Genomic DNA, 13,945 nt, shown 5'->3' on the forward strand with positions numbered 1-13,945 from the left:
GCTCGCCGCCGTCTGCCAGTTGCACGCCGACGCTCATCGGCTTGCCGAGCAACTGGTTGAGGTCGATGTTGGCGTCCAGGGAGGTCAGTTGCAGGTCGTAGGTGAACAGCCTTCCCAACGCTTCGCCGCCGCCCATTTGATTGAGCAGCAGCACGTCCGGCCCGAGGGGGCTGGTGATTTTGGCCAGGCGTGAGGTTTGGTTGAATAGCATCGAAGTACCCTAATAGCTGAAGGAACCCAATCCAAATGTGGGAGGGGGCTTGCCCCCGATAGCAGTGTGTCAGTTGATGCATGTGGTGACTGATTCACCGCCATCGGGGGCAAGCCCCCTCCCACATTTAAACCGCATTCCAACAGTCGTTATTCGGCGTCGCTGAAGGCGTAGTGCAATTCGTTATCCCGGCTACTGATCCGCACACCCGCCTGCGCCTTGCCTTCGAGCATGCGCGTGAGGAATTCATGCCCTTCAGGACCGTTTTATTTATGCCTTTTTGCACTCGATTAAGTGGCCGAAAAAACAAACACTATTAACGGGAAATTTCGTCTCAGTGTACAAATCAGACCTCCATGAAGTCGTCGTACTCCCGATAGTGGTTAATTGCTTGGATCAAAATAATGCTATTGGGAGCTTTAACGTTTTTCTGGATAATTTGTGATATTGCTTGCAAGGTTTGAACTTCAAGCCAAGTTTCGACGTTTTCTCGCTCCAAAGACTTAGGGATGCTCTCACCTGCGGTGTTTTCTACTGTTTCATCATCTTCTTCAAGCTCATCAATCTCATCCTCAGTAATAAGATAAAAAACTGCATTTTCTGGCTGCTGCTCCCATTTTTTTAAATTGGTATATACCCACGCATTCTCGGAAACTGGGTGAATGGTGTCAAAAAGGTTTGCAATACCTTGTATTTTTTTCACAGATAACTCCTATTTTCTACAAGACGAACCGCCGCCCCAGGTTTTTCGTCCGCCTACACGCTTCCCATTAGGACCTTTAGGGTGGTAATCGCCGTGACGATCTTTATGGTCTGCATAACTTACCAACTGTAGATTACCGCCTACGACGGGATGGTGGTGCCAGGTAGAACCCGCCAAGGCTATCGATCTGAATTTGCCATTCTTCTTCGGTGCTACCCACTCTGAAATACCTGGGTGCTTCGTTTCTACGGTGTTTCTCAACACGGGGTCATTCTTCATCGCGTAGTGAAGCTGCCTGTTGGATTCGGCGAAATGCACCATGTCTTTCGAATGCCAAATATCCTTGCTGATATGAGCCTCAAACGACACGTCATACACACCAGGATTTGAGCTAGCCCAACCCCATGGATCAATCCAACTGATAGGGTTTGGAGCATATTGGTAAAGATTGAAGCCCCCCTCCAACCCAATCGGATCCGGCGTCGTAAACCTCCCCACATCCGGATCATAAAACCTAAACGTATTAAAATGCAGCCCCGTCTCCCGATCCAGATACTGCCCCTGAAACCGCAAATTCTGCTCTTCAATGAAGTAAGGCTCCCGCACCTCCTCCAGCGTGTTGCCCCACACCCGATAAGTCGCTCGCCAGACGTCATGGCCGTCGGCCTCGGTGAGTTGCTCCGGCAAGCCGTTCAGGTCGTTGTGGTAATACCGCACGCGTTGGTATTCACCGTTACCGTCGACCCTGGCAAGAGGCTCGTAACTGTCGCCATCGTAGAGATAGAGGCTGGTCTGACTGTGTTTATGCTCCTGCAACAACCGTAGGCCATCCCAGGTGAACCGGGTTTCGCCCAGCGGACAGCCATCGCTGCCGTGTTCAGTTTTTTCAATGCGCCGACCCAGCGGGTCGTAGACCATCCTGACCACGCCGCCGTTTTCATTGCGCACTTCAATCAACCGGCTTTCGGCGTCATAGGCAAAACGCTGCACACCTCGCACAGCGCTACGCTTTTCAACCATTCGCCCCAAAGCGTCGTAGGTATAGCGCTTGTCTTGATACGTCAGCAGCCGGTTATGCCTTACCAGGCCGCCTTGTTGTGGCCCGTCGAGCAGGTTGGCTGCCGCATCGTAGGCATAGGTTTCGATCCGGCCTATTTGTTGGCTGACGAGGATACGTCCGCTACTGTCGTAGGCCAGGTGCTCTTGGCGGTCGGTACGGCGGCGTCCGATCAGGTTGTCGCTGGGATCGTAGCTGTAGTGGGTTTCGACCAATGGCGGCAACTGCCACGGCTGGTCGATGCTGCGCCGCTGGCGTGAGCGGACCCGGCCACTGCGGTCATAGTCGGTATTTGTTCTGAGTTGACCCTGAGTGCGTTGCAGTTCGCGGTGCAGGCGGTCGCGTTCGAAGTCGCTGATGACGTGGCCGTCGAGATTCAGCTGATGCAGGTGGCCGCTGCCGTAGTACAGGCGATTGAGCCAGCGTCCGTCAGGCAAGTGGGTTTGAGTCAGGTTGCCCAATTCGTCGTAATGGTGTTGCAAACACCCCGCCGAGCTGTGCTCTTCGAGCAGTTGCCCCAGCGCGTCATAGCTAAAGCCAAGTGCTTGCTCGCGCCCGTCGAGGGCGGTGAAGGTGACCGCGACCAGTTGGTCGTTCAGGTCGTGCTTATAAACGGTGGTGCCGTCGGCGGTGACTTTGCTGACCAGGCGCCCGAGCGGGTCGCGTTGAAATTGGTGTGTCAGCGCGTCTACCGGCTCGCCTTCGGTGCCCGGCAGGTAACCGACGGCGACGACGTTATCCAGCGGGTCATAGGCATAGCAGCGCCGACTGTGGTCGAGGTCTTGTTGCTGCACCAGGCGATCGGCCGCGTCCCACTCAAAACGATAGCTTTCGCCGTTTTCATTGGTCAGTTTCAGCAGTCGCCCGTAGGCGTCGTGATCGAAGGTGACGCAGCGGTTATGCGCGTCCCAGCGTTGTTTGACCTGGCCACGCCGGTCGTAGGCATAGCGGGAAGTGTTACCGGCGGGGTCGACATAGCCCGTCAGATAACCACTGGCGTTGCGCTGGAAATGCTCAAGGCGCCCGTCCGGAAGTCGGCATTCCAGCAACAACCCTCGCGGGCTGTACTGATAGCGCACCGACTCACCTTCGGCATTGGTTTGCACCAGCACATTGCCGAACGCATCGTACTGGTAGCCGGTGGCGTAGCCCGAGCAATCCACTTCCTCGATCAGTTGGCTCCACTCGTCCCAGTGCAGCTTCCGGGTTTTGTCGGTTGCATCGATGATCTGCACCGGCTGGCCGAAATCGTCATAGACATAGCGGGTGCGGTTGCCCAGCGGATCGATCTCTTCGATGCAGTTGCCATGCCGGTCGTAGCGGTAATGCCAATGGTTACCCGCCGGGTCGGTTTCCACTTCGGGCAATGCCCAATGCGCCAGCCACTGGGTGCTGCTGATCCTGGCCAGTGGATCGGTCACTGCGCTCAGGTTGCCGGATTCGTCGTAACTGAAGCGCCACTCGCCGTTTTGCGGATCAATCGCGCCGAGCAATTGGCGATCTTCGCTCCATTCGAACTGCCAGGCATGGCCCAGGTTATCGACGTAGCGGGTGATCTGGTACTGCGGGTTCCAATAGCGGGTGCTGACCCGTTTCAGGCCATCGGTGACGCGCGTGATACCGGCATCGAGGTCGTAGTCGAAGGTGAATTCATCGCCGGCATCGGTCCAATGCCGGCTGACCCGCCATTCCTCGCCATGCGGGCCGGGCACTGCGCGCCATTGGTAGAAGCAACGCAAGCCACTCGGCAGTTGGTGTTCGACCATGCGCCGCGCGCTGTCGTAAGCAAAACGTCGTTGGCTCGTGCCTTGTGCGTCGAGGACTTCAGCCAGGTCGCCGTGGGTGTCGTAGCGATAGCTGACCAACACGTCGCTGCGCCCAGCAAAATGTTGCTGATGCAGGTAACGGCGCTCGATATGGCTCACGCGCCGCGGATGCTCGGCGGTGTAGCTCACGTCGACGTGCATCAGCGCATGGCTGTCGCGCAGGCGGCACAGGCGACCCTGGGCGTCGTAATCCAGAAAGATGCGCCCTTCGTTACGATCACCCAGCAGATGCAGGCGCATCCGCGAGGGGTTCAGAGGGTCGGGTTCGAAGAGCCGATACAGGCCGTCGATACTTTCGATCAGGATGGCGCCGTCGGCGCTGCGCCGGACCGCAAGGCCTTCGCCGGGGCTGAAGGCGCCGCCTGACAACGGGATGTAGCCGATGTCTATACGGCGCGCCTGCTCATCGATGTAGGTGAGGTGTTCATCTTTATCGATCTCGACGGCGACTTCATAGGCAACGCTCCAGCCGGCGCCGAAAAGGCCGTCGTGGCGTTGGTCAAGGCTGCTGTAGAAGCGCTGCCAGTCGATGGGGAGCAGGCCTGGCAGCACGAAGTCCAGTTCTTCTTCGGCGCCGAGGATTTTGGCCCCGGTCGGGCTATGCACCGGGTTGGGCGAGCCGTTGACCGCGCTGTTGAGTGCCGAGGTGATTTTGCTGGTTCCATAGGCCACGGCTCCGCCCACCGCCGCGCCGCCGACCAGGCACGGCAATGTGCTCCAAAAGCCTTTCACATTGCCGCGTAGCGCAAGCAGCGCGGCAATCGCCAAGCCGACGCCCGGTGTCTTGCCACTGCGAATTTCGCGCACCACGACGGGGTCGCCACCGATACGCACATCGGCAGAAATCAGCCCCTCGACGCTGCCGATCTTGGCGTCACACGTGCTGCGGTCACCGCTGCGTGCGGCCGGTTGCCCGTTGATGAAGACCGAACTGGAACCCTCGGCAATGAATTGCTCGGGCATGGGCGGGTGCTTGGTGCAGGCGACCGTGTCCAGCGGACACGGCACGGTACCGGCAGCGGGTGTGGCGACCGTCGGGCGCCACAGTTGTGAGAAAAATCCCTGTGCCATGTCCAGAAAACTGGGCGCCGGTGGCTCACTGGGCGCGACCGGCAGAGCCATCATCTTTCCGGCCGCCCGGGCGGCCGGTTTGCCATTGATGAAAACGTCGTCTGAGCCGCTGGTGATAAAGGCCTCGATCACCGGTGGAAAAACCCAGTTGGCGGCGGTTTCGCACCAACTGGAGAGCTTCACGTCAGCCCCCGAGAGCCCGGCGGTGATCCCCACCACCGCGCCGACCGCCAGCCCCAGGGCGACGCAGCCAACGCCGCCAGTGGCGATGGTCACGCCGGTCGCTGCAGCGATCAACGCGCCAGCGGCCAGGCAGCCCACGGACGTGATGGCGGCATAGGCCGCGACTTCCAGCACACCGCCGAGAACATCGGCCATCATTGAGGTGTGCAGCAGCGCATCGCCTTCGCGGGCGGCCCAAAACGCGTCAGTCATGCCTGCAATCCCTGCCTGAAAAGGCCGGAATCAAATCACGCAACTAACGCGTTGCTCAGGTGAGACTTTCCGAGAGAGGCGTAAGAATTTTCCCAAAGCAGGCGGAGCGCAGGTGCCTGCGATGCAGACACCTCAGTCCATCAGGTCCACCCAGGCGATGCCATCGCAGGAAAGCCAGCTCCCACAGGTGACCGGATCAAGTCGGCTATACGGCCGCCTCGCTTTGGCTTTTGATCTTGGGCACTCCGAGCCTAGACAAGCCCCACCACCAACACCAAAACGACAGGCCAGCCCAGCACCAGAGCGCGCCAAAACCTGGGGGCATGCCGTAACTCCATGAACCCATCGGCAATCATCCACGCCTTGACCACCGCCAGCAGCAAAACCGCCAGCCATAGCCCGGAGCCGCCGGCCAGCACGGTGCCGACGCTGAGCAACACCAACGTAGCCCAACACACGATCAACCCTTGGGAAGCGGTCATCAGCACCTCATCCAATCACGTAAACCAACGGAAACAGCACCACCCACACCAGATCCACCATGTGCCAATACAGCACCCCCGACTCCAGCCCGCCGACCAACAGCCCGACGCGCCAGCAGCCCAGCGCCAGCCACGCGAGAATCACCATGCCCAGCAGCACATGCAGGAAATGAAACCCGGTCAGTATCCAGTACAAGGTAAAAAACGTGCTGTGCTCCAGGCCGAGTCCCGCAGCGCCCAGGTGGGCGTACTCGGTGAGCTTGATCGCCACATAGACCAGCGCCACCAACAACGCCGCGACGAATAAACCGGCGCCGCGTCGCCAGCGCTGCAATCGCACCTGCTGCAACGCCAGCGCGGCGAGCAACCCGGCGGTCAACAGGCTCAGGGTCATCGCCAGCCCGGTGGAGGTGTCCAACTGCGCGCGTCCTGCGGCAAACACCTCGGGCTTGAGCACCTGGGTCACGGCGAACGCGAGGATCAGAATCGCGAACACCGACAACTCGGCGAGGATGAAAAACCACATCGCCAGGTCGCCCGGCAGGCGGCGGGGTTCAGGCAAAGTACACATCCACCACGTCCATCAAGGCGGCCACGGTGTGCGGGTCGTCCGTCAGCGCTTCGGCCAGGCACGCCAGGCAGGCTTCGCGAATGGGCATGCCGGCGGCGATCAGGCGCGCGGTGAAAATCAGCAGGCGCGTGGAGGCGACTTCTTCCAGGTCGTGTTGATCGAGGCGGCGCAAGGCCTGGCCGAGGCGCACCACCTGGGTCGCCAGGGCAAGGTCCACCTGAGCCTCACGCGCCACGATGCGCGCCTCGCCCTCGACGGCCGGGTAATCGAAGCGCATCGCGACGAAACGCTGGCGGGTGCTGGGCTTCATGCCCTTGAGCAGGTTCTGGTAACCGGGGTTATAGGACACCACCAGCATGAACGACGGCGGCGCCTTGACCACTTCGCCGGTGCGCTCCAGGTACAACTCGCGGCGGTCGTCGGCCACCGGGTGCAGCACCACGGCAGTGTCCTGGCGGGCCTCGACCACTTCGTCCAGGTAGCAGATGCCGCCTTCGCGCACCGCGCGGGTCAGTGGGCCGTCCTGCCACCAGGTGCCCTCGGCGCCGATCAGGTGACGGCCAATCAGGTCGGCGGCACTCAGGTCGTCGTGGCAGGCCACGGTGTACAGCGGCAAGTGCAGACGGTGCGCCATGTGCTGCACGAAGCGAGTCTTGCCGCAGCCCGTAGGGCCCTTGATCAGCACCGGCATGCGGTGGCGCCAGGCGTGTTCGAACAGCAGGTGTTCATTGTCCAGGGGTTGGTAGAAGGGCTCAGTCATGACAGGCATCCACAGCGGGTTTGACGGCCACGCTACGGGCGCCTGCGACAACTTGGCAAGCGTCGCCTGCGGCGAACTTGATCGCGGTCAAGCAGGTATTCCGGCACGGCGCCATAGTCTGTGCCGGCACGAAGAACCTGCGCCCCGCACCGCGTTGCGAGGCACCGCAAAGGTCCCGCCTGAGGAGTAAATGGAATGCTGACTCGCAACAGAAACCCCTTCACCCTGAGCCTCGCCGCACTGAGTTGCGCGCTGGCCTTGGCACTGCCCTTGAGCGCCCATGGCGCACCCCAGCCGACAGAAGTGAAAAGCGCCGGCGCGCCGGACATGAGTCAGGCCGACTTCGACACCTCCAAACAGATTTACTTCGAGCGCTGCGCCGGCTGCCACGGCGTGCTGCGCAAGGGTGCCACCGGCAAACCGCTGACCCCGGACATCACCCAGGCCCGTGGCCAGGCTTACCTGGAAGCCTTGATCACCTATGGCTCCCCCGCCGGCATGCCAAACTGGGGCACCTCCAACGCGTTGACCAAAACCCAGATCACCCACATGGCCAGCTTTATCCAGCACACCGCGCCAACCCCACCGGAATGGGGCATGGCCGAAACCCTCAAGACCTGGAAAGTGCTGGTCAAGCCCGAAGACCGGCCGAAGAAACAGCTGAACAGCCTCAACCTGGAAAACCTGTTCTCCGTGACCCTGCGCGACGACGGCAAGATCGCGTTGATTGATGGCGACAGCAAGAAAATCGTCAAACTGATCGACACCGGCTATGCCGTACACATCTCGCGGATCTCCGCTTCGGGCCGCTACCTGCTGGTGATCGGCCGCGACGCCAAGATCGACATGATCGACCTGTGGCCCGCCGAACCGACCAAGGTCGCCGAGATCAAGGTCGGCATCGAGGCGCGCTCGGTGGAGACCTCGAAGTTCAAGGGCTACGAAGACAAGTACGCCATCGCCGGTTCCTACTGGCCGCCACAGTTCACCATCATGGATGGCGAGACCCTGGAGCCCAAACAGATCGTCTCCACCCGGGGCATGACCGTCGACAAGCAGGAATACCACCCCGAGCCACGTGTCGCGGCGATCATCGCCTCTCACGAATGGCCGGAGTTCATCGTCAACGTCAAGGAAACCGGCAAGGTGATGCTGGTCAATTACCAGGACATCAAGAACCTCACCATCACCACCATCGACGCCGCGCCGTTCCTGCATGACGGCGGCTGGGACAGCACGCACCGCTACTTCATGACGGCGGCCAACAACTCGAACAAGGTCGCGGTGATCGACTCCAAGGAACGCAAGCTCACCGCGCTGGTCGAGGTCGGCAAGACCCCGCACCCAGGCCGTGGCGCCAACTTTGTGCACCCCACCTACGGGCCGGTCTGGGCCACCAGCCACCTGGGCGACGGCGGTATTTCGGTGATCGGCACCGACCCGATCAACCACCCGCAATACGCCTGGAAACAGGTGGAATCGCTCAAGGGCCAGGGCGGCGGCTCGCTGTTTATCAAGACCCATCCCAACTCCCGGCATTTGTATGTCGACACCACCCTCAACCCCGACGCCAAGCTCAGCCAATCGGCGGCGGTGTTTGATATCGACCATCTGGAGAAGGGCTACAGCGTGCTGCCGATCGCCGAATACGCCGGCATCAAGCAAGGCGCGCTGCGGGTGGTGCAGCCGGAATACAACAAGGCCGGCGACGAGGTGTGGTTCTCGGTGTGGAACGGCCAGACCGAGGAATCGGCGCTGGTGGTGATCGACGACCAGACCTTGAAGCTCAAGGCGGTGATCAAGGACAAGCGCCTGATCACCCCGACCGGAAAATTCAATGTCTACAACACCCAACACGACATTTATTGAGCCCCATCAACACAAGGACTTCCAATGAAAAATACTCTCTTCGCGCTGCTGGCCTGCATCGCTGCATTCAGCCTGCAACCGGCCCTTGCACAAGACGGCCAGGCCTTGTTCAACAGCAAACCCTGCGTCGGCTGCCACATGGTTGGCAGCAAGTTGGTGGGGCCGGCCTTGAAGGATGTTGCGGCCAAGAACGCCGGTGTGAAAGACGCCGCCGTGACCCTGGCCAGCCGCATCAAAAACGGCACCCAGGGCAATTGGGGACCGGTTCCGATGCCGCCGAATCAGGTGACGGAAGACGAAGCCAAGGTCTTGGCCGAATGGGTCCTGACCTTGAAATAAGCACAAGGAGCGCGCCATGAATGCATCGACGATCGGTACGGCCATGGCGCTGCTCCTGCTGATTCCCGCGCGGGCGCTGGCCACACCGGACGCCGCCCGCCTCGAACACCTGCTGACCCAGGACTGCGGCGCCTGCCACGGCCTGTACCTCACCGGCGGCCTGGGCCCGCCCCTCACCCCGGCGGCCCTCGCCGGGCACAGCCGCGACAGCCTCAACGCCACCATTACCTATGGCCGCCCTGCCCGCGCGATGCCCGGCTGGGCGCCGTTGCTCAGTGCCGGCGAGATCGCCTGGCTGGTCGAACGCCTCCTGCAAGGAAGCCCCGCACCATGATGCGTCCCACTCTTCTATCGCTGTGCCTGCTGCTCGGCGCCTGTGCCCAACCGCCGCTGCGCGGGACTGGCGACCTGGGCCTGGTGATCGAACGCGCCAGCGCCAGTGTGCAAATCATCGAAACCAGCGGGATGAGCCAGCTGGGGCGGATCGACGGCTTGGGCGACCTGTCCCACGCCTCGGCGGTGTTTTCCCGCGACCAGCGCTATGCCTACATTTTCGGCCGCGACGGCGGCCTGACCAAAGTCGACCTGCTGCGCCAACGCCTTGAAAAACGCATCCTCCAGGGCGGCAACAGCATCGGCGGCGCCATCAGCCAGGACGGACGCCTGATTGCCGTCTCCAACTACCAACCCGGCGGGGTCAAGGTGTTCGATGCGGTGACCCTGGCCCAGGTCGCCGACATTCCCGCCACGCCCCTGGCCGACGGTAAACGCTCGCGGGTGGTGGGCCTGGTGGATGCGCCCGGCCAGCGCTTCGTGTTCAGCCTGTTCGACAGCGGCGAGATCTGGAGCGCCGATTTCAGCCAGGGCAACACCCCGCGGATCACGCGGTACCCGGGCATTGGCGAGCAACCCTATGACGCGCTGATCACCGCCGACGGCCGTTACTACATGGCCGGGCTGTTCGGTGAGGACGGCATGGCCCAACTCGACCTGTGGCATCCGGAGCGCGGCGTAAAGCGCGTGCTCGCGGATTACGGGCGCGGCCAGGCAAAACTGCCGGTGTACAAGATGCCGCACCTCGAAGGCTGGGCCGTGGCCGACAACCAAGCCTTTGTGCCCGCCGTCGGCCATCACCAAGTGCTGGTGATGGATGCGCGCAGTTGGCAGCAGACCGCCGCTATTGAGGTGGCAGGCCAACCGATTTTCGTCACCGCACGCCCCGACGGGCGCCAGTTGTGGGTCAATTTCGCCTACCCGGACAACGACCGCGTGCAGGTGATCGACACCGAGACTCACCGCGTGGTGGCCGACCTGCGCCCCGGCCCCGGCGTGCTGCACATGGAGTTCACCGGACGTGGCGAACAGCTGTGGCTGTCGGTGCGCGACGGCGAGCAGGTGCAGATCTGGGACCCGTACCGCATGACCTTGCTCAAGACCTTGCCGGCCTTGAGTCCCAGTGGAATTTTCTTCAGCAGCCGCGCGCAAAAAATGGGGTATTGAAATGGACCTTGACCTGCTCAGCCGTCAATTGATCGAACGCTACCAGCACGGCATGCCGCTGTGCGCCGAACCTTATCGCGAAATGGCCCAGGTGTTGGGCTGCAGCGAAGCACAGTTGATGAAGTGCCTGCACCGCCTGGAACTGGCCGGCTCGCTGTCGCGGGTCGGCCCGGTGTTCGAACACACCCGCGCCGGTGCCAGCACCCTGGCCGCCCTGGCGGTGCCGGTCGACCGCCTGGAACAGGTGGCGCGACGCGTCAACCAGTACCCGGAAGTCAACCATAACTATGCCCGCGAGCATCACTACAACCTGTGGTTTGTCTTGACTGGCCCGCACCGTCAGCACCTGCAACACATCCTCGACGAACTGGAGCAAGACACCGGCCTCATCCCCCTGGACCTGCCGATGCTCACCGCCTACCGCATCGACCTCGGGTTTTCCCTGGGAGCGCATCCATGATCGTCCCACTGAGCCAAGAGCAAATGCTCGACCTGCGCCAATGCCTGGAACGCGGCTTGCCTCTTGTCTCGCGCCCCTACGACAACCTCGCCGAACAGATCGGCGCGCACCATGACCAAGTGTTGCAACAGATGCAGCAATGGCAGGAACAAGGCCTGTTCCGCCGCGTCGGCCTGGTGCTCAATCACCGCGCCCTGGGCTTTGTCGCCAATGCCATGCTGGTGCTGGACGTGCCCGATGCGCTGGTGGATGAAGTCGGCAACCGCCTGGGCCGCGCGCCCGGCGTCAACCTGTGTTATCAGCGCCCGCGCCGGCTGCCGCAGTGGCGCTACAACTTGTTCTGCATGGTGCATGGCCGCGAGCGCGAGGAGGTCACGGCGCATATCCAGCGGATGCTGGAACAGCAGCAATTGAGTGACCTGCCGCACCAACTGCTGTTCAGCACCCGCGCCTTCAAGCAATGCGGTGGGCGCTTTACGCCGCCGTCGTCGCAGGTGTGGGCCCATGGATGATCTCGACCGGCGCCTGATCAATCGACTGCAACACGGCCTGCCACTGGTGCGCGATCCCTGGCAGCAGGTGGCGCAGGAACTGCACAGCCAGCCGAGTGAAGTGCTCGACCGCCTGCATGACCTGCTCGAAGACGGGGTGCTGACGCGCTTCGGTCCGATGTTCGATGTCGAGCGCCTCGGTGGCGCCTTCACCCTGGCCGCGTTGACTGTCCCCGAGGCGCGGTTTGAGGCGGTCGCCGAACAACTCAACGCATTGCCCCAGGTGGCCCACAACTACCGCCGCGAACACCGCTGGAACATGTGGTTCGTGCTGGCCTGCGGCACCGAGGCGGAACTGGCCGCCACGCTGTCCCGCATCGAGACCCTGACGGGGTTGGCGGTGCTCAATCTGCCGAAGGAGCAAACCTACCATGTCGGTCTGTATTTCCCGGTCTGACGACCGCCTGGCCCTGCGCCTGGTCGCCCTCACCCAGGGTGGCCTGCCGCTGGTGGACGATCCCTGGGGCTGGCTCGCCGAGCAGTTGGGCATCAGCGTCGAGTCGACCCTCGACTTGCTCAAGCGCCTGCAGGCCGAGGGCGCGATCCGGCGTGTCGCCGCCGTGCCCAACCATTACCGCCTGGGTTATCGCCATAACGGCATGACCGTGTGGGATGTGCGCGACGAGCAAATGCCGCGCCTGGGCGAATTGATCGGGGCGCAGCCGTTTGTCAGCCATTGCTACCGCCGCCCGCGCCGTCCCGACTGGCCCTACAACCTGTTCGCCATGGTGCATGGGCGTAGCCGCGAAGAAATCGACAGCTACCGCGAGCACCTGCGCTACCTGCTCGGCGATGCCTGCCGCGCCGACGAGATGCTGGTGAGCAGCCGCATCCTGAAAAAAACCGGCCTGCGCCTGACGCCGGCCCACTAGAAGGAGCGTCCCATGCTGCGGATCAGTCAGTACCTGCGTACCCTGGCCGGACAATGCCCGCCGCCCCGCACCTCGCCGCCCGGCAAAGACCGGCCGCCGGTGGTGATCTGGAACCTGCTGCGGCGCTGCAACCTCACCTGCAAACACTGTTACGCCACCAGCGCCGACAGTGTGTTTCGCGATGAACTGGACACCCCGGCCGCGCTCCAGGTGATCGATGACTTGCACGCGGCCGGGGTGCGCGTGCTGATTCTGTCGGGCGGCGAACCGCTGCTGCGCGCAGACCTGTTCCAGCTCAGCGCCTATGCCCGCGACAAAGGTTTTTTTGTCGCGCTGTCGAGCAACGGCACGCTGATCGACGAACAGAATATCCAGCAGATCGCCGACGCGCGTTTCGATTACGTGGGCATCAGCATCGACGGCCTACAGGCGACCCACGATGCGTTCCGCCAGTTGCAGGGCAGTTTCCAGCGTTCGATGCACGCTATCCGCCTGTGCCGCGAGGCCGGGATTCGCGTGGGCCTGCGCACCACCCTGACCCAGGAAAACCATGGGCAGTTGCCGCAACTGCTGGCGCTGATGCGTGACTACGATGTACAGAAGTTCTACCTGTCGCACCTCAACTATAGCGGGCGCGGCAAGCGCAGCCGCCAGTTGGACGCGCACCGGCAGATGAGCCGCGATGCGATGATGCTGATATTCCAGCAGGCCTGGCATGACATCGAGCACGGCATCGACAGCGATTTTGTCAGCGGCAACAACGACGCCGACGCGGTGCTGTTGCTGCAATGGGTCCACCGGCATCTGCCCGAGCATTACCCGCAACTGGAACACCTGCTGCACAACTGGGGCGGCAATGCCTCGGGCAGCGGCGTCGCCAACATCGACAACACCGGCGAGGTCCACCCCGACACTTACTGGTGGCAGCATTCGGTGGGCAATGTGCGCAACACCACGTTCCGCCAACTCTGGCTCGACCAACCCGACCCGTTGCTGCTGCGCCTGCGCGAACACCCGCGGGCCATCGGCGGGCGATGTGCCGAGTGTCGTTGGCTGCCGATCTGCAACGGCAATACGCGCACCCGCGCCTGGGCCGATGGCGACCTTTGGGGCCCCGACCCCGGTTGCCACCTCAGCGACGCCGAGATCGCCCTGCAGCCTTGCAGCCTGATCCCTTGCTCGACCACCCGGTGACACAACCGGGGGCGGCCCACCTGATGATGTATCAAGGACGTCTC

15 protein-coding genes and 1 pseudogene are annotated in these 13,945 nt (G+C 62.2%); 9 read left to right on the forward strand and 7 right to left on the reverse strand.

What is annotated here, in order from left to right; all coding sequences use genetic code 11:
- The 7 genes and pseudogenes from ACP7CJ_RS24280 to ACP7CJ_RS24310 form a co-directional block, all read right to left on the reverse strand.
- A partial coding sequence (locus ACP7CJ_RS24280; RefSeq protein ID WP_426102367.1) for a contractile injection system protein, VgrG/Pvc8 family occupies positions 1-211 on the reverse strand: 211 nt, incomplete at its 3' end.
- Between the two features lie 149 nt (positions 212-360).
- Positions 361-459 (reverse strand): annotated as a pseudogene (locus ACP7CJ_RS24285) (hypothetical protein); the annotation flags it as partial.
- 98 nt (positions 460-557) lie between these two features.
- A complete protein-coding gene (locus ACP7CJ_RS24290) occupies positions 558-914 on the reverse strand; it encodes a hypothetical protein (protein WP_426102369.1) in 357 nt (118 codons plus the stop codon).
- 9 nt (positions 915-923) lie between these two features.
- Complete coding sequence (locus ACP7CJ_RS24295) at positions 924-5,303, reverse strand: RHS repeat-associated core domain-containing protein (RefSeq protein ID WP_426102371.1); 4,380 nt, start codon at positions 5,301-5,303, stop codon at positions 924-926.
- A gap of 251 nt (positions 5,304-5,554) precedes the next feature.
- A complete protein-coding gene (locus tag ACP7CJ_RS24300) occupies positions 5,555-5,785 on the reverse strand; it encodes a cytochrome C oxidase subunit IV family protein (protein ID WP_276193437.1) in 231 nt (76 codons plus the stop codon).
- A gap of 7 nt (positions 5,786-5,792) precedes the next feature.
- Positions 5,793-6,356 carry a cytochrome c oxidase subunit 3 gene (locus ACP7CJ_RS24305; RefSeq protein WP_426102373.1) on the reverse strand — a complete coding sequence of 188 codons (564 nt, stop codon included), beginning with the start codon at positions 6,354-6,356 and terminating at the stop codon, positions 5,793-5,795.
- A complete protein-coding gene (locus ACP7CJ_RS24310; RefSeq protein WP_426102375.1) occupies positions 6,340-7,116 on the reverse strand; it encodes a CbbQ/NirQ/NorQ/GpvN family protein in 777 nt (258 codons plus the stop codon). Before ACP7CJ_RS24310 ends, ACP7CJ_RS24305 begins: the two co-directional genes overlap by 17 nt.
- A 327-nt stretch (positions 7,117-7,443) precedes the next feature.
- Here ACP7CJ_RS24310 and nirS point away from each other — a divergent pair, with 327 nt between their 5' ends.
- Genes nirS through nirJ form a run of 9 tightly spaced genes read left to right on the forward strand, consistent with a single transcriptional unit; the run spans position 7,444 to position 13,901 of the window.
- A complete protein-coding gene (gene nirS / locus ACP7CJ_RS24315) occupies positions 7,444-8,985 on the forward strand; it encodes a nitrite reductase (RefSeq protein WP_426102485.1) in 1,542 nt (513 codons plus the stop codon).
- A 24-nt stretch (positions 8,986-9,009) separates the two neighbouring features.
- Positions 9,010-9,324: a c-type cytochrome gene (locus ACP7CJ_RS24320; protein ID WP_247408236.1), complete on the forward strand. Its 315-nt coding sequence runs from the start codon at positions 9,010-9,012 to the stop codon at positions 9,322-9,324.
- Positions 9,325-9,340: 16 nt separating this feature from the next.
- Positions 9,341-9,658 (forward strand): c-type cytochrome, encoded by a 318-nt coding sequence (locus ACP7CJ_RS24325; RefSeq protein ID WP_276193442.1) that lies wholly within the window; start codon positions 9,341-9,343, stop codon positions 9,656-9,658.
- Entirely contained in the window at positions 9,655-10,824 is a 1,170-nt protein-coding gene (locus tag ACP7CJ_RS24330) for a cytochrome D1 domain-containing protein (protein ID WP_276193443.1), read from the forward strand. The genes ACP7CJ_RS24325 and ACP7CJ_RS24330 overlap by 4 nt, the downstream gene beginning before the upstream one ends.
- Before the next feature lies 1 nt (position 10,825).
- Positions 10,826-11,284: an Lrp/AsnC family transcriptional regulator gene (locus tag ACP7CJ_RS24335; protein ID WP_276193445.1), complete on the forward strand. Its 459-nt coding sequence runs from the start codon at positions 10,826-10,828 to the stop codon at positions 11,282-11,284.
- Complete coding sequence (locus ACP7CJ_RS24340; RefSeq protein ID WP_276193446.1) at positions 11,281-11,796, forward strand: AsnC family protein; 516 nt, start codon at positions 11,281-11,283, stop codon at positions 11,794-11,796. The genes ACP7CJ_RS24335 and ACP7CJ_RS24340 overlap by 4 nt, the downstream gene beginning before the upstream one ends.
- The gene (locus ACP7CJ_RS24345) at positions 11,789-12,232 is read left to right on the forward strand and encodes an Lrp/AsnC family transcriptional regulator (RefSeq protein ID WP_247407493.1); all 444 of its coding nucleotides are present in this window, start codon (positions 11,789-11,791) and stop codon (positions 12,230-12,232) included. Before ACP7CJ_RS24340 ends, ACP7CJ_RS24345 begins: the two co-directional genes overlap by 8 nt.
- Positions 12,207-12,707 (forward strand): nitrite reductase, encoded by a 501-nt coding sequence (locus tag ACP7CJ_RS24350; RefSeq protein ID WP_426102377.1) that lies wholly within the window; start codon positions 12,207-12,209, stop codon positions 12,705-12,707. The genes ACP7CJ_RS24345 and ACP7CJ_RS24350 overlap by 26 nt, the downstream gene beginning before the upstream one ends.
- 12 nt (positions 12,708-12,719) lie before the next feature.
- Positions 12,720-13,901, forward strand: coding sequence for a heme d1 biosynthesis radical SAM protein NirJ (gene nirJ, locus ACP7CJ_RS24355; protein WP_276193449.1), 1,182 nt, complete (start codon positions 12,720-12,722; stop codon positions 13,899-13,901).
- The last annotated feature ends 44 nt before the right edge of the window (positions 13,902-13,945 follow it).

The sequence above is a fragment of the Pseudomonas sp. PSPC3-2 genome (assembly GCF_049897085.1).
GTDB lineage: Bacteria > Pseudomonadota > Gammaproteobacteria > Pseudomonadales > Pseudomonadaceae > Aquipseudomonas > Aquipseudomonas paraveronii.

Bases quoted from the DNA above. Each gene is read 5' to 3' on its own strand.
- ACP7CJ_RS24295 (WP_426102371.1), bottom strand. From the start codon at position 5,303: ATGACTGACGCGTTTTGGGCCGCCCGCGAAGGCGATGCGCTGCTGCAC.
- ACP7CJ_RS24300 (WP_276193437.1), bottom strand. From the start codon at position 5,785: ATGACCGCTTCCCAAGGGTTGATCGTGTGTTGGGCTACGTTGGTGTTG.
- ACP7CJ_RS24305 (WP_426102373.1), bottom strand. From the start codon at position 6,356: ATGTGTACTTTGCCTGAACCCCGCCGCCTGCCGGGCGACCTGGCGATG.
- ACP7CJ_RS24310 (WP_426102375.1), bottom strand. From the start codon at position 7,116: ATGACTGAGCCCTTCTACCAACCCCTGGACAATGAACACCTGCTGTTC.
- nirS (WP_426102485.1), top strand. From the start codon at position 7,444: ATGAGTCAGGCCGACTTCGACACCTCCAAACAGATTTACTTCGAGCGC.
- ACP7CJ_RS24320 (WP_247408236.1), top strand. From the start codon at position 9,010: ATGAAAAATACTCTCTTCGCGCTGCTGGCCTGCATCGCTGCATTCAGC.
- ACP7CJ_RS24325 (WP_276193442.1), top strand. From the start codon at position 9,341: ATGAATGCATCGACGATCGGTACGGCCATGGCGCTGCTCCTGCTGATT.
- ACP7CJ_RS24330 (WP_276193443.1), top strand. From the start codon at position 9,655: ATGATGCGTCCCACTCTTCTATCGCTGTGCCTGCTGCTCGGCGCCTGT.
- ACP7CJ_RS24335 (WP_276193445.1), top strand. From the start codon at position 10,826: ATGGACCTTGACCTGCTCAGCCGTCAATTGATCGAACGCTACCAGCAC.
- ACP7CJ_RS24340 (WP_276193446.1), top strand. From the start codon at position 11,281: ATGATCGTCCCACTGAGCCAAGAGCAAATGCTCGACCTGCGCCAATGC.
- ACP7CJ_RS24345 (WP_247407493.1), top strand. From the start codon at position 11,789: ATGGATGATCTCGACCGGCGCCTGATCAATCGACTGCAACACGGCCTG.
- ACP7CJ_RS24350 (WP_426102377.1), top strand. From the start codon at position 12,207: ATGTCGGTCTGTATTTCCCGGTCTGACGACCGCCTGGCCCTGCGCCTG.
- nirJ (WP_276193449.1), top strand. From the start codon at position 12,720: ATGCTGCGGATCAGTCAGTACCTGCGTACCCTGGCCGGACAATGCCCG.